Genomic DNA, 17,470 nt, shown 5'->3' on the forward strand with positions numbered 1-17,470 from the left:
GTCCCGGTCTGACCTTCGGCGCCGGTCTCGGCGGCGGAGGCGTCGATCACTCGGACGGCAACGCCCTCGTCCTGAGGCGGGACGGGACGTGTGTGGCGAGCCGCCCGGGCGTCACGAGGCCCCGCCGCGGGCGCGTCCTCGGGGATCGGCCGCTGTTACGCCGAGCAGCCGGCCCGGCGCGGGGACACCGGGCTCAGGTCCACCGTGCTCGCGGCCGACCTCGCCGAGGAGCCGGTCTGGCGGCAGGTTGGACGGTGGGGGAAATTGTCTGATGGCCGAACCAGGCCAATGCCAAGAATGAGGACAAGCACATGAGTGAGATCGAACCACGCTTCCGGCGGATCGACGGGCTGTCCATTCGCTTCGCCGAGAGCGACGGACCCCGTGACCGGCAGGCACTGCTGCTGAGTCCGTTTCCGGAGAGTCTCTACGCCTACCACGCAACCTGGTCGCAGTTGGCCGAGCACACCCACCTGGTCGCAGTGGACCTGCCGGGGTTCGGTCATTCCGAACTCCGGGAAGACCTGCTGACGCCCAGGGCGATGGGCGAATTCATAGTGCGGATCGCCGACGTGTTCGAAATGGCCAAGCCGCACGTCGTGGGCCCGGACATCGGTACCAGCGCGACGCTGTTTGCCGCGGCCCAGCACCCCGACCGATTCCGCAGCGCCGTCGTGGGCAGCGGTGGGGCGTCGGCTCCGCTGCGGCTGGGAGCCCCGCTGCACGATTGGGTGCACGCCGAAGACCTGGCGCCGATCCGGAAGCTGGGCCCCAAGGACATCGTGACAATCGCCATCAACAAGATCAAGGGCTATGCGATGCCGGAGATCGTGCGCGAGGACTACCTGGGCTCCTACGTGGGCCGGCGGATGGTGGACCAGATGCCGTACCTCCGCGCCTTCCGTCAGGACCTACCGGTCCTGCGCGGGTTGCTGCCCGGCATCCAGACACCCGTACAGGTCATCGGTGGCCGCGACGACCAGGTGGTGCCGGTGGAAAACGCTGAATATCTGCACCGGCACCTGCCCCATAGCAAGCTCGACATCGTCGATGCCGGCCACTTCGTCTGGGAGGAAGCCCCGGACGAGTACGCCAGGATCGTCAACGACTGGTGGCGGTCGAACTGACCCCGCCGGGACACGATGCTCTCCGGCTCGAAGCCCCGGATCGGGGGAAACAGGGTCGCGAATGGGACGCCGTTGCGGTGACGCCGCGCCGTCTCCGGGTCGCACGGCCCGCGCCTGCCGACCGGCAGGAACGGCCGCAGCCGTTCCCACGGGGCATCACTCAAGTCACCCCGCCCCCCCCATGTCCACATCAACGACCCGAACGGCGAGTAGTCACATGATCGGCCGGACATGTCCTAGTGCGGCACGAACCTGGTGGAGCCCCTCCACCCTCCAGTGGTCCCGGTCGGGCATTTGGTCGTCTCGGCGCCAGCGCCAGGCCGAGAACATCGCCCGGTTCAGGGCGCGGCACCGGTGAATCAAGTCGTGGTCGGCCCCCGCATAGTGCTTTCCCACTTCATCGGGCGCATGGGCGAGATCGAACTCGACCGGCCCACGGCAGCACGTGGCGAGGTCCACGAAGAGCGGCCCCCTCTTCGTGTTGAGGAGATTGCCCGGATGCGGCTCGCCGTGCAACAGCTGGTCGCCGGCCTCGCCGATGCCGACCGCGGCACTCAGACCACCAAGTGTGTCGCGGAGGAGTTCCCGGTCGGAATCGGGCAGCTCGGGGGACCGCTCCCCGTCGTTCACTTCTCCCAGTGCCGCGGCGACTCGATCGGTGACATGCGGTGCGTCCAGTTCGATCCGGCGCAGTGCGGCATGGTGCCGCATGAACGCCTCCGCGTAGTCGGCCGGCGCGATCTGCGATCCCACAGGTTCGTAGTACGTCCAGAGCGAGATGGCGAAGGCATCACGCACATGGACGCGGGGGTCGACCCTTGGGTCCAGCTCGGCCACGGGAGCGTCGACGTCGGCGAGGCGGCGGGCAACCTCCACTTCGAACTCGGAGTCGGCCAGATGCCCCGAAGGGGCGACCCGGGCCAGAACATCGCAAGGGACCAGGCGCAGCGCGACGCGGTCCGAGTTGTGGATGACGACCACGTCCTCGACCTGAAGGCCCAGCTCCGACGCGGTGGCCCGTCCTGCCTCAGCTGCGCGGCGGAGTTCCCGTGGCTCCATATCGTCCTCCCTCATTGTCGAGCGCGCATACACGCCTCGGGGCAACAGCTGTAGATCCTTCTCCAGCTCGGCGAGCCGCGGCAACATCATTCGGGCTGACTCGCGACGCAGTTGGTCGTCCGGGACAGTACGGCGGCGCCGCGTGACGGAGGGTGACGGACCCGGGTCGGTCCGTCATCAACCTCTCCGAAACGCGGCTACCACATCTCCTTATAGGTTGAATGTGAAATATCACCCATTTAGGTGAATAATGGACTAATGGATGTGATGTTTGAACCTTCGGTTTATCCGCCGCTCGCGCTCGGTTTCTTCGGCCTCGCGACCGGCTACCTGGTCTGGGGCTCCCAGGAACTGTTCGGCTGGCCCAAGAGGGACGAGCGGGTCGACCGGGCGATGGGCGTCTGGGGCATCTGGCTGCCGGGCTTGTGCCAGCTCCTGGCCGGCGTCATCCTCTTCGTCGGCCTCACCTGGTTCGAGGTGTTCAAGGAGCCGCCGCTCTACATGGCCGCGCTGGCCTTCACCGCGTACGGCATCCACTGGTTCGCGCTCGGCTGGGACCGCTACCGCGGCAACGACGCACGCGTCAACGCCGGGGTCGGCGTGGCCTACATGGTCCTGTCGGCCCTCGGCGCGACGGTGTTCTTCGCGGTCCACGACTGGCCCGTCGGGCTGGTCTTCGTCGGGCTCTTCGCCGTCTACCTCAGCAAGTTCGTCATGTCGGTCGGCGTGCCCGTCGCGGAGCGCGTGATGGGGCTGTTCCGCCTGCTGACCGCCGCCTGGCTGCTGTACCTGACCTTCGCCGTGGTGGTCAACTTCACCCTCGGGTACGACTGGCCGACGTGACCCGCACGGGGTGTCAGACGTCGACCAGCCCCAGCCGGATCAGGCTCTCGGCGGTGTCGAGGACCGTCGTCTCCACGGGGCGGGGCTCCCAGCCCAGCATTGCGCGCGCCTTGTCGGTGCGGAGCACCGGCACCTTGCCCAGCTGACCCGCCGCCTCCCGCAGCGCCGGGTCGGTGCGCGCGCCCTCCCGCACCTCCTCAGGAGTGAGTTCCCGGGCCGGCACCTTCGCGGCGCGCTCGCCCAGTCCGTTCGCCAGGACGCGGGCCATCGCGAAGAGGCTCGTCGCCGTACCGGTGCCGATGAGGAAGCGCTCGCCCGCGGCGGCCGGTTCCGTCATCGCCCGCAGGTGGGCCTCCGCCACGTCCCGCACGTCGGCCACGTCGAAGTACTGCGGCGGGACCACCGGCAGGGCCCCCTCCAGCATCGCCTTGACGAGCCCCACCGAGGCGGACAGGTGCCGGTCCAGCACGGGGCCGAAGATCCCGGGCGGATTGATCACGGTCAGTTCGAGCCCACCTCCCTCGGCGCCGGCGAAGTCCCATGCGGCGCGCTCGGCGACCGCCTTGGACTTGACGTAGGGGGTCAGGTCGTCCCCCGGGTCGGTCCAGTCGCTCTCGTCGTAGGCGCCGCCGCCCGTACGGCTGTAGCCGACGGCGGCGAAGGACGAGGTCATCACCACGCGCCGGACGCCGTGGTCACGCGCCGCCCGCAGTACGCGCAGTGCTCCGTCCCGGGCCGGGACGACGACCTCGTCCTCGTGGCGGGGATGCCGGGCCGGGAAGGGCGACGCCACGTGCAGGACGTGCTCGCAGCCCTTCACCGCCTCCGCCCAGCCCTCGTCCGCGCCCAGGTCCGCGGCGAGGATCTCCAGCCGTCCGTGGTCGGCGCCCGCCCGGGCCGCCGTCGCGCGGACGTCCTCCGCGCGGTCCAGCGACCGGACGGTGGTGCGCACCCGGTGGCCGGCGCGCAGCAGCGCGTCGACGACGTGCGAGCCGAGGTAGCCGCTGCCGCCCGTCACGAGGACGGGTCCGGAGCCGGGGTTCAGGTCGTACATGGTGTTCTCTTCCCTATCTCAGATCGGGCACCGTGCGCGTGAGTTCGTCCACGGCACGCTGCTCCGCGTCGTCGTCGCCCCGCTCCCGCGCGTCCCACAGGTCGGTCTTGAGCCGCAGGTACCGCAGGCGGACCCGCATCCGCTCGAGCTCCCCGGCCACCCGGTCGGCGTTGCGCCGGAACAGGTCGCGCAGTTGCACGGCCCGGTCGGCGTCCGCCTCCGCGTCGAGGTGGCGGAGGTAGGCGTGCATGTCGCGCACGCTCATCCCGGTCGCCTTGAGGCAGCTGAGGGCCTCGATCCTCTCCACCACGGAAGCGCCGTAGCGGCGGTGGCCGCTGCTCTCGTCACGGGGGACCGGGCCGATGAGGCCGATCTTCTCGTAGTAGCGCAGTGTCGGCTCGGAGAGGCCGCTGCGTCGCGACACCTCCTGGATCGACACCGGCGGGGCGTCTGTCATTGCCACGTCCTCAGTCTTCGGAACCTCAAGCGCTTGAGGTCAAGCGTGGGGTGCGCACGTGGCCGGGGTCACTTCGCCACGGCCCGGGCGCGTCGTCCGCTGCGGGGCCTGGTACGTCTCCGGGGGACCTCACCCCCGAGGGGAACTTAGTGTAGCCTTACCTAAGCTTCAGGCAGGGCGTGCTGGTCGCCGTCGGCTGGGTACCGGAGGGGTCGCGGGGTGGGAACGAAGGTGCCGTCGGGGCGGGATGTCCTGCTGCGGACGGTCAAGGGCCGGCGGAAGGACGTCGCCGTGGGTGCCGTGCTCGGCGCCGGCCATCAGTTCGGGGAGGCGCTCGTCCCCGTCCTCATCGGCATCGTCATCGACCAGGCCGTGTCCGACCGTGACGGACGCGCCCTCTTCGGCTGGCTCGCGGTGCTGGCCGTCGTGTACGTCGGACTCTCCTTCAGCTTCCGCTTCGGCGCCCGCGCCGGCGAACGCGCCGCCGAACAGGCCGCGCACGAACTGCGGATCACTCTCGTACGCCGGGTCCTCGACCCCCGCGGCGGCGCCGAGCGCGGCCACCTGCCCGGTGAGCTGGCGAACATCGCCACCGAGGACGCCAAGCGGGTCGGGGCCGTCAACATGGCCGTGATGACCGGGATCTCGGCCCTCACCGGACTCCTGGTCAGCGCCGTGGCGCTGCTGCGCATCTCCGTCCTGCTGGGCCTGGTCGTCCTCCTCGGCATACCGGTGCTGCTCTGGCTCGGGCACCTGCTCAGCAAGCCCCTGGAGCGGCGCAGCGAGGCCGAGCAGGAACGCGCCGCGTACGCCTCCGGGATCGCCGCCGACCTGGTGGCGGGACTGCGGGTGCTCAAGGGAATCGGGGCGCAGAGCGCCGCCGTCGAACGGTACCGGCGCACCAGCCGTGCCTCGCTCGGCGCCACGGTGCGGGCGGCGCGCGCGGAGGCCTGGCAGAGCGGGGTGGTGCTCACCCTGACCGGGGTCTTCATCGCGGTGGTCGCACTGATCGGCGGACGGCTCGCGACGGCGGGCGACATCACGCTGGGTCAGCTCGTCTCGGCGGTCGGCCTGGCGCTGTTCCTCCTGGGACCGCTGGAGGTGTTCGCCTGGGTCAACACCGAGTTCGCCCAGGGGCGGGCCTCCGCAGGACGCATCGCGGCCGTGCTCGCCGCGGAGCCCGACGTGCAGCCCGGCGAACGCGCCCTGCCGGCACCGGTACGCGGGGGGCTGCGGCTGCGCGGCGTCACCCTCGGCGCCCTGCGCGGGGCCGACCTCGACGTGCGGCCCGGAGAACTGCTCGGCGTCGCCAGCACCGACCCGGCCGCCGCACAGGCACTGCTCGCCTGCCTCGGCCGCACCGCGGACCCGGAGGCCGGCGTCGCCGAACTGGACGGCGTACCCCTGCCGGAGCTCGACCCCGCGCGACTGCGCACCGTGGTCCTCGTCGCCGCGCACGACGCGGACCTGTTCGAGGGCACCCTCGCCGACAACCTGGGCGGCACCGGGGACGACGACCCCGCGCTGGCCGCCGCCTGCGCGGACGAGGTGGCCCGGGCCCTGCCGCAGGGCACCGCCACCGAGGTCACCGAGGGCGGCCGCTCACTCTCCGGCGGCCAGCGCCAGCGCGTCGCGCTCGCCCGCGCCCTCGTCGCCGACCGCCCGGTGCTCGTCGTGCACGACCCCACCACGGCGGTCGACGCGGTCACCGAGGCCCGCATCGCCGGCGGCCTGCGCGAGCACCGCCGCGGCCGCACCACGCTGCTGGTCACCAACAGCCCGGCCCTGCTGTCCGTCGCCGACCGCGTCGTCCTCCTCGACGGCGGCCGGGTGGCGGCCGACGGCGAGCACGGCGACCTCGTGCACGGCGACCCGACCTACCGGACGGCGGTACTGGCATGACGACGGCATCGGGATCCGCGGCGCGGGAGCTGCTGCCCACGGCGACGCCCGCGCGGACGCGTGCCGCGGTACGGGAACTGCTGCGTCCGCACCGGGCGCTGGCGGTGGGCGGAGCCGTGGTGATGGTGGTGGCCACGACGGTGGGGCTGCTGACGCAGCCGCTGCTGGGGCACATCGTCGACCTGGTGACCGAGCGGCGCCCGGCGGGGGCGCTGACACTGCCCGTGGTGCTGCTGGTGCTGGTCGCCGTGGCGCAGGGCGTGGCCACCGCCTTCGGCATGTCGCTGGTGTCACGGCTCGGCGAGACCGTACTGGCCGAGCTGCGCGAGCGCTTCGTCGAACGGGCGCTGTCGCTGCCGCTGGAGCGCCTGGAGCGGGCCGGTTCCGGCGACCTCAACTCCCGGGTGACGCGGGACGTGTCACGCGTGGCGGACGCGGTGCGCACCGCGCTGCCGGAACTCGTGCGCTCGGGGCTGTCGATCGTGCTGACGCTGGCCGCCCTCGCGGTCCTGGACTGGCGGTTCCTGCCGGCGGCGCTGCTCGCGGTGCCCGTGCAGGCGCACACCGCGCGCTGGTACGTCCGCAACGCCACCCCGCTGTACGCCAAGGAGCGCATCGCCACCGGCGCCCAGCAGCAGCAGTTGCTCGACACCATCGGCGGCGCGGCGACCGTACGGGCCTACCGGGCCGAGGCCGGGCACACCGAGCGGGTCACCGAACGCTCCCGCGCGGCCGTCGACCTGACGCTGCGCGGGGTGCAGCTGGTGCTGCGCTTCTACAGCCGGCTGCACGTGGCCGAGTACACCGGGCTGGCCGCCGTGCTGGTCACCGGTTTCCTGCTGGTGCGCGGCGGTTCCGCGTCGATCGGCACGGCGACGGCGGCGGCCCTGTACTTCCACAGCCTGTTCGGCCCGGTGAACACCGCGCTGGTGCTGCTGGACGACGCCCAGTCCGCGACCGCCGCCCTGGCCCGGCTGGTCGGCGTCGTCGACGAGCCGGCGCCCCTCGTCGTGGATGACGCCCAGCGGCAGAACGTCCCCGGTGTTTCCGCCGTCACCGTGGAGGGCGTCGGCCACGCCTACGTACCGGGACGGCCGGTGCTCAGTGACGTGGACCTGGTGCTGCGGCCCAAGGAGAGGGTCGCCCTCGTCGGTGCCAGCGGCGCCGGCAAGACCACGCTCGCCAAGATCGTCGTCGGCATCCACCGGCCGTCGTCCGGCCGGGTCGACGTCGGCGGCCGCGAACCCGCGGAGACCGGGCGCACGGTCGCGCTGGTCACGCAGGAGGTGCACGTCTTCTCCGGCCCGCTCGCCGACGACCTGCGCCTGGCCCGCCCGGACGCCACCGACGAGGAGCTGCGCGAGGCCCTGGAGCGGGTGGGCGCGCTCGGCTGGGCGCAGGCGCTGCCCGAGGGCCTCGACACCGTCGTCGGCGAGGGCGGCCACCGGCTGACCGCCGACCGCTCGCAGCAACTCGCCCTCGCCCGGCTGGTGCTGGCCGATCCGCCGGTCGCCGTGCTCGACGAGGCCACCGCGGAGGCCGGCAGCGCCGGCGCCGGGCGGCTGGAGGAGGCCGCCGAGCGCGCGCTGGAGGGCCGTACGGCCCTGGTCGTCGCGCACCGGCTCAGCCAGGCCGCCGCCGCCGACCGGGTGGTGGTGATGGAGGAGGGCCGCATCGCCGAGAGCGGCACCCATGACGAACTGCGCGCCGCCGGGGGGCCGTACGCCGCCCTGTGGCAGGCCTGGGCGGAGCACCGCAGCACCCCCCGGCCGTAGCGGCCGCCGCCCCTGAACGAACCCGTCCAGAACCGAAACGAACAGAAGGATCACCCGATGCCCCGCGCCAACAGAGCCACCCGGTTCGCCGGACTGCTCGCCTCCGTACTGATGCTCGTCGGTGCGGCAGCCGCCTGCGGCTCCTCCGACTCGCCCTCCGACGCGTCGAAGCCTGGCTCCGGCTCCACCAAGGCGTCGGCGGGCAACGCCTTCCCCGTCACGATCGCCCACAAGTACGGCAGCACCACGATCAAGTCCGAGCCCAAGCGCGTGGTCACCGTGGGCCTCACCGACCAGGACGCCGTCCTCGCGCTCGGCACCGTCCCGGTCGGCACCACCGAGTGGATCGGCGGCTACAAGGGTGCCGTCGGCCCCTGGGCGCAGGACAAGCTGGGCTCCGCCGCAGCGCCCACGGTCCTGAAGGACACCGGCACCGGGCCGCAGGTCGAGAAGATCGCCGCCCTCAGGCCCGATCTGATCCTCGCCCTGTACTCGGGCCTGACCAAGGCGCAGTACGACACGCTGTCGAAGTTCGCGCCGGTCGTGGCCCAGCCCAAGGAGTTCAACGACTACGGCATCCCGTGGCAGCGGCAGACCGAGACCATCGGCGAGGCGCTCGGCAAGCCCGAGGAGGCCGCGAAGCTCGTCGAGGGCGTCGAGGCGAAGTTCGCCGAGGCCAAGAAGGCGCACCCCGAGTTCGCCGGCGCCACCACGGTGATGGCCACCCCGTACGAGGGCACCTTCGTCTACGGCAGCCAGGACGCCCGCTCGCGGCTTCTGTCCGACCTCGGGCTGAAGCTCCCGGCCGACCTGGACAAGGTGATCGGCGACCAGTTCGGCGCCAACATCAGCAAGGAGCGCACCGATCTGCTCGACCAGAGCGTCGCGGTGTGGATCGTGCCCGACGCCACCACGGCGGTCGCGAAGCTGCACAAGGACAAGCTGTACGCCGACCTGAAGGTCGTGAAGGAGGGCCGCGAGGTCTTCGTCAAGGAGTCCGGCGACTACGGCAACGCGGTGTCCCTGTCGACCGTGCTGAGCATCCCCTACGTCCTCGACCGCCTCGTCCCGCAGCTCGCCGCCGCGGTGGACGGCGACCCGGCCACGAAGGTGGAGCAGCCCGCGTCCTGATGGCCCGCCAGCGAGGCTCTCCGTGAACCGCCGCCGGGCGGTGTGTGCCCAGGTACGCACCGCCCGGCGGTCTTTGCGCCTCTCAGGGGGCGTCCGGCCACCGGAACCCGAGTTCCCGAGCACGCTCGGGCGGGTGTCTTCGCAGACGCGTCCGCAGGTGTTCGGGTCCTCCTCGGCAGGGCGGTGCAACGCTGCCCGTTCTACGTCCCAAAGACTCCGCCCGCGGTCAGTTACTGGCCGTCAGGGACGGCATCGACCAGATGCTCGAACAACTCGACCTCACAGATGACGAGCGCCAGGCCCTCAAAGGAGACCGCGAAGCTGTCACCGCCCTTGCCGAACGTCTCGCGGACACCCCCACCCCCGCCGGCCCCACCCCCGCCGGCCCCGCTCCCACGGACCTCGGAACGACCGGCGCCTTCGTCCCACTGAACCGGCTCATGAGCACCGTTCCTGCTCAGAAGCCGGGGCAGCACGACAAGCGAGATATCGATCGAAAACCGCCTGGCTATCAGGAGTGAAGGTCCACTGCTGCAGAGCCCGCCGCAGCTCGGACTCAGTCAGCCACCCGTGCCAGGCCACCTCTTCCGGATCAGGGGCGACGATCTCCGGAAGCACGGCGTCGCAGACCGCGAGCCAGTGAGGGCTCAGCCCGCCCCGGTTGAGGAACTTGAACCGAAGGCACGCTGTCGCCCGCACCCCCAGCTCCTCGCTGAGCTCGCGGGCAGCCGCCTGCTCATAGGACTCCCCGACTCCCGCAGCACCCCCGACCCCGAGTTCGTAGTGCCCTGGGAAACGAAACAGGTGCTCGGCCCGCCGATGGACGAGGAAACGGCCCTGCCTATCGCGGCACACCACCACGCCAACCCGGTGCAGCCAGCCCTCCCGAACGGCGTCCCGCCGACTGACCACCCCCAGCACACGGTCCTGAGCGTCAACACGTTCCACGAGTTCATCCACGACGCACACGATCACAGAACCCACTGACACCCGCCCGGAATGACCGGACCGTCACACAGGCAGCCACCCCTCAGACCGGCCTCACCCCGCCGAACGAAGGATCACGTCCCTGTCTCAATTCTCCATGACTTGCCCATGGCATCCGGCCACGGATACGTCACAAAAACCCGTTGGCGGACGAGGGCGACCACTGCTAAATTTCCGGAGGCCGTGCAGCAGATCGAGGAGGTGGTACCCGTGGACGCAGTATCGACATGGGTGCTCCCCTCCGGGGTCACGGTCGGGCGATAGACAGGTCGTCCGGGGGCGCCGTTCCAGTGCACTCCCGAAAGGCACGACCATGCATTTCACTTCCGAGCAACGCCTCGACGACGGCGTCCTCGAACGCGAATTCACCCTCGGTGAGATCCCCGGCATCTTGTGGACACCCGCATCGGCATCCGTATCCGCACCGGCGCCACTGATCCTGCTCGGCCACCCTCCCCTCGGGCTGCGCAAGATGTACCCCCGACTGGTGGCCCGGGCCCGGCACTCCGCGGCGGAGGGCTTCGCCACGGCCACCATCGAGCTCCCCGGAAGCGGCGACCGGCCCCGTTGGCCCGCCGCCGAGCAGGCCCGCGCCGACCTGCGCCGGGCGATGGAGGCCGGCGAGCGGGTCAGCGACGAGATCGTCGACGCCCTCATCCTCCCGCTGGTCGACAAGGCGGTCCCGGAATGGCAGGCCGCCCTGGACGCCCTCCTTTCGCTGCCCGAGATCGGCGGCCCAGTCGGGTACTCGGGGGGAGTGATCTCCATCGGCATCCGGCTTGCGGTGGTCGAGCCACGCATCGTGGCCGCCGGTCTCTTCGCCGGGAGTTTCGTGCCTCGCGCCATGTTCGAGGAGGCCCGGCAGGTCACCATTCCACTGCACGTCCTGCTGCAGTGGGACGACGAAGGGAACGACCGGCAGGCGGCCCTGGACCTGTTCGACGCCTTCAGCTCCAAGGAGAAGTCCCTGCACGCGAACATGGGCGGGCACACCGGCGTCCCGCAGTTCGCGGGGGACGCCGCGGCCCAGTTCTTCACCCGACATCTCAAGTGAGGCTGGGCCGCCGGACCGGCAGTGAACGGTAGCTGAAGTCGGCCGGCATACCGCTCGTCGAGGACAGATCCCGGCCCACCGCAGCTCTCTACACCGTGGGTCCCTGCTGAACTCGCGGCAGGGGCCCGCGCTGTCTGAAGTCATGAACTCTTCGATGCCTCCTGCGGCGCTCCTGCGGTGGCGCCCTCGGCGAAGAACGGCGCGCGGTCCCGGCAGACGACCTCGACGCCGGGCCGCTGGGCGAGCCACGCGGCCAGATCAGTGGCGCCAGACGCGGAACAACAGTGATGACGGTCCCTTGCCGGCGAAGGTGGCGTCGCACATGGGCGAGCACCCGACGAAAGTCCAAATTCAGCCAGCGCGCTCCTGGCGAGAGTCGAGCTGGGGTCGATTGCCGACCTCGACGCCCATCTCTTCGTACACCCATGACGTCCGTGGCTCTGTCCTGTTCCGGGTGGGCGAGCAGAGGATGGCTCGAACCTGTTTCCGAGCCTCAGCCGAGGTTAGCTCGCCAGCACGATGGCGCTGTAGGACCACGCGGACGCCTTCGAGCTCTTGGTCTGCGTCGCCTTCAGCTCCGACGGTCTTGTCCACCTCGCCGAAGAGGAACGAGGAGGGGCTACCGTCGCCGAAAAGACAGGCCGCCGCGTGCCGAATCAGGACCTCAGTTTTGAGGAGAGAGGCAGCGTCCGATCCCAGGCCGCGGACAAGGTGTTCGGCACGGTTGAGGACGGTCCTGGTTTGTTGCAGCGACCCGGTGGCGGCGTGAGTCGCGCTGAGGTCGATGAGGGCTTCCATGACGCGGGGGAAGGATCCATCACGTTCCCAGAAGTCGATGGCAAGTTGACGCAGAGCGGCGGCAGCAGCCGGGTCGTTGAGCTCCCCGGCCATGTCAGCCGCGTTGTTGTAGTCGAGGCCCGTGTTCCACCAGTTCTCAAGCGTTTCCCAGAGGACTGCCGCGCTGCGGTAGAAGTGCAGGGCCTCACGCTTATGTCCGGCGCGACTTTCGGCGAGCCCGCGCTCGTTTCGTGCCATCGCCCGGTATTCGGTGCTGCCCCAACGGTCCGCCATTTCTGTCGCCGTACGCCCCCAGTGCACTGCGGACTGCGGGTCGTCGGCTTGGCGGGCGATCCGGCAGTTGTTGATCGCAATGGGGACTGCGGCGGCCGATCGGCCTATCGAGGTGAGGGTCGAGACGGCCTGCTCGCCCGCGGCCACGGCCGCCGACCAATCCTCCTGATCCCACAGGATCAGGCTGAGCTTGAATTCCGCCTCGGCTATACGATCAGGCAGCTGAAAATCCCGTGCGATGCGGGAGGCTTGACGTGCGGCGTCAGCTGCCGGTCCGCCGGCTTGAGCGGAGCGCAGGTTGTCGGCATTGAGCAGACATGCTCTGACGGCCTCCTCGGAATGGCCCTGCCGCAGGTGAAGGGCGATGCGGACGTCATTGATGCTGACGATGCTGTCGAGTTCACGGCGAGCGGTGTACAGGACGTGCAGGCCGACGGCCAGATCCGTTGCCAGATCCATCCAGTCGTTGTCCTGTGCCAGCTGTTGCGCGGCGTGAAATCGCGCGGGGTCGAGCTCGCCTGAAATCTGGGCGCCGGCTGCCTCGTCGGCGATCTCGGCAAGCCGCGTGCTCAGATATGACACGGACTTCCGCTGGAAGTCCCGTACCACGTCAGGTGGTTCTTCCTCCGCCAGTCTCTCCGTTGCAAACAGCCGGACCAAGTCGAAGAGGGTGAAGGTGGCCAGCAGACTTCCAGTGTGCAGCCGTACGATCTCTTGCTGGGCAAGACTGCGGTCCACCAGTCGGTTCAGCAGGAGTTCTTGGCGCACGGCGGGTGCGTCGAGGCAGTGGCCGAGTTCGGGTCCGGTGACCGCTGACCCGGGGGCCGCGGTGATCAGCCGGAATACCCGGCGGGCGTTCGGGTCCAAGGTGTTGTAGCTGAGCTGCATCGCCAGTCTGACGGCCCGGTCGCCGTCTTCCAGGTAGTCCAGCCGTGCGGCCTCCTCCTCCAGGATCTGGACGAGGTAGCCGATGTCGAGGTCGGGACGGTTCGTCATCCGCGCCCCGATCATGCGCAGCGCCAAGGGCACGTCGCCGCACAGATGCGCCAGCCGTTGTAGCAGCGACGCATCGTCGTCCCGGCCCTCCCCACACCGGGTGAGGACCTCTACCGACGCGGCGCGTTGCAGCGGCTTGACTTCGAAGACAAGCCCAGGATCGGCGTACCCTTGGGCGCGATCACGCGAGGTGACGATGATCCCGCAGCCAGAGGCTGCCTTGACCAGCGGCTTAACGTGGGCAGCGTCCAGGGCGTTGTCCAGCACCAGCAGGACTTGTCGGCCGCGCAGTTGCGTCGCGAAGGACGCGAACAGCGCCGCATCATCCATCGCTTCGGTGCCCAGGGCAAGGCCCAAGGCTTCGGACACGATGCGCACCACTGTGCGGGCGTCCCTGCGGGCGCCGGGAACGAGTCCGTGCAGGTCTATGTGGAACACCCCGCCGGCAAAAGCCGGGATCAGGGCGCGGGCGGCCTCAATGGCCACCGTTGAGGTGCCCACACCTGGCTGACCTGACAGGAAAGCCGTCGCGCACTGGTGCCGCGTCATCCGCCGGTCGATGGCAGTGGCGATCCTGGCCACCAGTTCCGTGCGGCCCGCAGTGCAGGGGTCCACTTCGGGCAGGCGGCTGAGCTGAGCTGCGACGGCAGCCAAACCCGGCCGGCCGGGGGCGGGGCCTGGAGCGGGAGCGCTGTCCGGGGCCCTGTCTTCATGGCTACTACTGTCGCTGCCCGAACTGCCGCTCACGAGTGAGAAGGAGGTGACCAACACCGCCTCCACCGAGGTCGAGGGCAAAGGCGGAAGGTAACCCCCCAGCGCGTGGAGGAAACCGGAGAGCGGAAGCGTCTCCCCGTCTTCCAGTGCCTCGATAAGAAACCGGCGGCATGCTTCGGACAGCTCTGAGAAGAGTGTTCCACTCAACTCTTCCACGAAAGCACGGATGAAGGACACCAGGTAGTACCGCGCAGCAGGATCCGGTACCCGCGCCTCAGTCGGCTCGCCCGGCAGCGGTCCCATCCAGCGCCTCACGGCCTCCTCGTGCTCCGTGAGGCGTGGCAGCAGGACCCGTGGATCCAAGCCACGCACCTGGAGTCTGCGACGGAACTCAAGCACGTCCCGTTCGTCAGGGGCGCCGGCGGTGGCGCGGGATACGAGCATGTTCACGATGTCTTCGAGCTGGCCCCCGCCGCGGCATGCACTGTCCAATGCGGTGAGTACCTTGGCCGCCTCCAGCGCCGCTTCGCCAGGGCCCGCAACCACCCGCTTGACGCCTATCCTCTCGGCGGCTGTGTCATCCATGGGCAATGCGATGGCGGGCGACGCTGACAACACGGTGCTCACCTCGTCGGCCAGCACGAGCCGCCTGCGCACGCCGATGTCCGGCAGTGTGTCCAGGAGGCGGGTGAGGTCCTCTGTCCTGACCACCCAGACGGAATCGCGCAGCCAGCCGTCGGCGCTGTTGTATCGTGCCGACACCACCCCGAGGACCATCCCGTCGCTCAAACGTAGAACTGGCGCGCCGCTCATGCCGGGGACCACGGAGGACGACGACAGACGTCCGATGGGGACGCTGCCGTCCCGTACGGTTCCGCCCTGCCACGTACCGGTGGCTTGCAGATAGCGGTAGTCGTGACCGGGATCGTTCACCGTGGAAACACCAGTGACCACCACTTTGGTCAGCAACCCCACGCTGTCTGTTGCCGCCCACCCGGCGACTGACCCTGGCAGCGGCTCCGTCCTCCGCAGCACAGCAAGATCACGCACAGCGTCGACAATCACCACGTCGGCGCAAGCAGCAGCCGCAGAACCGTTCAGTGCGTCCGTGAGCACCTGCGAACCCGTACCCCCGCACCCGAGATCCGCCAGCACATGCCAGGCCGTTACGACGATCCCCGGGGCGACCTGGAAACACGTGCCCACGGACATACCCCCCGGGCCGAGAACCCGTCCGAGACTCCCCGGCACCCGAGAGTGATGAAGCAACCCCTCCACCACCGCACCCCCCGCCGCAGACGCGCTCCGTTCGACGCCTACGCTTCCGAATCCCCCGAGCCAGCCTGGTAGGTCACTTTGACCACCAACGAGGCTTCTCCGGAGGCTCCAGCGACGATGACATTCCCCTGCGCTGAGAACTTCAACCCGAACTCAACCTCAAGCTGTTCGGGCCGAACAGCGCGATGTTGCAACCGTTCGACAGCCTCCGCGGTCGAAGAAGCGATCTCCACCACTACATCACGCGCCCTGTCGAAAGCATCAACAACATGCTGCCCCGCATCCTGCAAGCGCGACGTGGGCTCAGACCCAGCCGTTGCCACCGCCTCGACCAGCACGTCGACACTGCCCACCCGCACTGGAAGCAACCGATTCGCCATGGCGACAACCTGTCACACGACGCTGCCCTGCGTGGCGGAAACAACACGGTTGCCCGGGGCCGTCGAGCGGACTTACGAGGCCCATTAGGAATTGGCCTCGATCTTGCGCGAGTGCTCGACAGTTCGCCGTTGAGAATTTTCCGCTTGTCCCTAGATGTCATAGTTGAGAAGGTTTTCGGTGCATCAGGTAGTGGATCGCCGCTGGTCAGCGAGTTGAACCAGCTTCTGGGCGAGGCCCTTCATCGCGGCCTCCCGCTCATTCCGAGCGGGAGAAGATCTCTGCGACGGGTAGATAACAGTGGCCAGTCTGGCTGGCGTGGCTCTTCTTGTGGCGCATCAGGTCATCCAGACGGATGCGCTGGTCGAGGACGGCCATGAAGTCTAGGCCGTCCATCGTGATGAATGGAGTGCTGTAGCTGTATACGGCCAGGGCATCAGCAGTGAAGCTGCTCATGCTGATGTATAGGCCGAGGGTGTTCTTGCCCTTGCGCTCGATGTTGGTCTTGAAGACATCCAGCAGCGATCGCCCGATGGGCTCCTTCCACCACTTGGCTTCGAGCACGTAGTGGTCGGTGTCGAAGGAGTAGGCACCATCAATTTGCTCATGCTCCAGGATGTACGACGCCCGCGGCTCCAGGTCGTACAGTCCGAACAGCTCGTTGATGAAGCCTTCAAACCGGGTTCCCCGCTTGTGCGGGTCGGCTGCTGAGTGCATGAGCAGGAACCGCTACTTCAGCTCCTCATGGGCCTGGGCGAATGCCCTGCCGTCCTGGGCATTCTTGGCGCTCTCGGCAATGGTGGCTGCCTGAGCCTCATGCTCGGCAATGACCTCCCGCTGCTTGGCCGTCCAGCGCCGCAGCTCAGCCACGGCAGCCACGGCCTTGGCCACCATGTCGTCACCGTCCACCTGAGTGGTCAGGTTCGGAAACGTCTCCATGGCGGCGATGTCCAGCATGAGTGCGACGGTCACATCGAGGTACCGGGCTTCATTGGCTCGCAACAGATTGACCAGCTGGCCAGACGCTTCGCGCTTGGTGGCAGAGAAGTCGAGGCGGGCCAGCAGTTCGCTGTGGTCCTGGAGCATCCCTCGGACGTACAGCTCAAAGGGCTTCTTGTTCCAGAAGATCGCGGTCAGGGCCTCGACGAGCGCCAGGTAGGCACTCGGGTTCATCGTCTTCTTGTGGGCGCTGTCCTGCATCCGTCCCCCTTCAGCGGGCCACCACGCACTCATGGTCACCGACCTATAACGGTACCGCTCAACGAGGCGTTGATCAGCCCATATGACATGGGTTGATCCAAGGGAGTCCCGATGAGTACCTGCTGCATCGAACTCTGGTACTAGTGCCTGAACTGCTCCTGACCACCACCGACAATCGCGTAACTTGGGAGGCTGCCGCCCAGTGAGAATGGGGCCGGCTCTTTGCATATGGCACTTCCGCAGGTCAGTAGCCTGATGGTCCTGGTTGTTGCGAACCCCCCGAAGGATTCGAACCTGCGCACACGGCCTCCGAGGTCATATGCGCAGCCGACCACGCCTGTTAACTCCCTGTCGACGGAATTGCGCTCGCGCTCGGTCGCATCGGTCGACCGATGTACGACAAAGGGGCCGCTCCGCACGGTGCGAAGCGGCCCCTTCGGCATG

The 17,470-nt window shown here is 69.0% G+C and carries 15 protein-coding genes; 7 read left to right on the plus strand and 8 right to left on the minus strand.

Annotation, left to right across the window (positions count from 1 at the left end):
- The first annotated feature begins 311 nt into the window (after positions 1 to 311).
- Positions 312 to 1,127, plus strand: a complete 816-nt coding sequence (locus ACFV3E_RS26615; protein ID WP_500536930.1) for an alpha/beta fold hydrolase — start codon at positions 312 to 314, stop codon at positions 1,125 to 1,127.
- Between the two features lie 213 nt (positions 1,128 to 1,340).
- Here the strand turns inward: ACFV3E_RS26615 and ACFV3E_RS26620 are convergent, their stop codons facing one another.
- Positions 1,341 to 2,186, minus strand: a complete 846-nt coding sequence (locus ACFV3E_RS26620) for a phosphotransferase (protein WP_500536931.1) — start codon at positions 2,184 to 2,186, stop codon at positions 1,341 to 1,343.
- A 258-nt stretch (positions 2,187 to 2,444) separates the two neighbouring features.
- Here ACFV3E_RS26620 and ACFV3E_RS26625 point away from each other — a divergent pair, with 258 nt between their 5' ends.
- Positions 2,445 to 3,029 carry a hypothetical protein gene (locus tag ACFV3E_RS26625; RefSeq protein ID WP_500536932.1) on the plus strand — a complete coding sequence of 195 codons (585 nt, stop codon included), beginning with the start codon at positions 2,445 to 2,447 and terminating at the stop codon, positions 3,027 to 3,029.
- Positions 3,030 to 3,042: 13 nt separating this feature from the next.
- On the opposite strand, the gene ACFV3E_RS26630 is transcribed toward ACFV3E_RS26625, so the two are convergent.
- Positions 3,043 to 4,083: an SDR family oxidoreductase gene (locus tag ACFV3E_RS26630; protein WP_500536933.1), complete on the minus strand. Its 1,041-nt coding sequence runs from the start codon at positions 4,081 to 4,083 to the stop codon at positions 3,043 to 3,045.
- Positions 4,084 to 4,096: 13 nt separating this feature from the next.
- On the minus strand, positions 4,097 to 4,540 hold the full coding sequence (locus tag ACFV3E_RS26635) for a MerR family transcriptional regulator (RefSeq protein WP_500536934.1): 444 nt from the start codon (positions 4,538 to 4,540) through the stop codon (positions 4,097 to 4,099).
- Between the two features lie 219 nt (positions 4,541 to 4,759).
- Between ACFV3E_RS26635 and ACFV3E_RS26640 the strand changes: the two genes are divergently transcribed.
- The 4 genes from ACFV3E_RS26640 (at position 4,760) to ACFV3E_RS26655 (ending at position 9,869) form a co-directional block, all read left to right on the plus strand.
- Positions 4,760 to 6,442: an ABC transporter ATP-binding protein gene (locus ACFV3E_RS26640; protein WP_500536935.1), complete on the plus strand. Its 1,683-nt coding sequence runs from the start codon at positions 4,760 to 4,762 to the stop codon at positions 6,440 to 6,442.
- On the plus strand, positions 6,439 to 8,217 hold the full coding sequence (locus tag ACFV3E_RS26645; protein WP_500536936.1) for an ABC transporter ATP-binding protein: 1,779 nt from the start codon (positions 6,439 to 6,441) through the stop codon (positions 8,215 to 8,217). Before ACFV3E_RS26640 ends, ACFV3E_RS26645 begins: the two co-directional genes overlap by 4 nt.
- Before the next feature lie 57 nt (positions 8,218 to 8,274).
- The gene (locus ACFV3E_RS26650) at positions 8,275 to 9,348 is read left to right on the plus strand and encodes an iron-siderophore ABC transporter substrate-binding protein (RefSeq protein ID WP_500536937.1); all 1,074 of its coding nucleotides are present in this window, start codon (positions 8,275 to 8,277) and stop codon (positions 9,346 to 9,348) included.
- A 260-nt stretch (positions 9,349 to 9,608) separates the two neighbouring features.
- Complete coding sequence (locus ACFV3E_RS26655; protein WP_500536986.1) at positions 9,609 to 9,869, plus strand: hypothetical protein; 261 nt, start codon at positions 9,609 to 9,611, stop codon at positions 9,867 to 9,869.
- On the opposite strand, the gene ACFV3E_RS26660 is transcribed toward ACFV3E_RS26655, so the two are convergent.
- Positions 9,787 to 10,296: an NUDIX domain-containing protein gene (locus tag ACFV3E_RS26660; RefSeq protein ID WP_500536985.1), complete on the minus strand. Its 510-nt coding sequence runs from the start codon at positions 10,294 to 10,296 to the stop codon at positions 9,787 to 9,789. The genes ACFV3E_RS26655 and ACFV3E_RS26660 overlap by 83 nt on opposite strands.
- Before the next feature lie 352 nt (positions 10,297 to 10,648).
- On the opposite strand from ACFV3E_RS26660, the gene ACFV3E_RS26665 reads away from it, so the two are divergent.
- The gene (locus tag ACFV3E_RS26665; RefSeq protein WP_500536938.1) at positions 10,649 to 11,389 is read left to right on the plus strand and encodes an alpha/beta hydrolase; all 741 of its coding nucleotides are present in this window, start codon (positions 10,649 to 10,651) and stop codon (positions 11,387 to 11,389) included.
- 351 nt (positions 11,390 to 11,740) lie between these two features.
- On the opposite strand, the gene ACFV3E_RS26670 is transcribed toward ACFV3E_RS26665, so the two are convergent.
- From ACFV3E_RS26670 to ACFV3E_RS26685, 4 genes are all read right to left on the minus strand, one after another.
- A complete protein-coding gene (locus ACFV3E_RS26670; RefSeq protein WP_500536939.1) occupies positions 11,741 to 15,382 on the minus strand; it encodes a trypsin-like peptidase domain-containing protein in 3,642 nt (1,213 codons plus the stop codon).
- Between the two features lie 104 nt (positions 15,383 to 15,486).
- Positions 15,487 to 15,828, minus strand: a complete 342-nt coding sequence (locus tag ACFV3E_RS26675) for a CU044_2847 family protein (RefSeq protein ID WP_500536940.1) — start codon at positions 15,826 to 15,828, stop codon at positions 15,487 to 15,489.
- Between the two features lie 256 nt (positions 15,829 to 16,084).
- The gene (locus ACFV3E_RS26680) at positions 16,085 to 16,543 is read right to left on the minus strand and encodes a restriction endonuclease (protein WP_500536941.1); all 459 of its coding nucleotides are present in this window, start codon (positions 16,541 to 16,543) and stop codon (positions 16,085 to 16,087) included.
- A gap of 12 nt (positions 16,544 to 16,555) precedes the next feature.
- Entirely contained in the window at positions 16,556 to 17,026 is a 471-nt protein-coding gene (locus ACFV3E_RS26685; protein WP_500536942.1) for a hypothetical protein, read from the minus strand.
- Positions 17,027 to 17,470 lie beyond the last annotated feature (444 nt).

It is taken from the genome of Streptomyces sp. NPDC059718 (assembly GCF_042733315.1).
Lineage (GTDB): Bacteria > Actinomycetota > Actinomycetes > Streptomycetales > Streptomycetaceae > Actinacidiphila.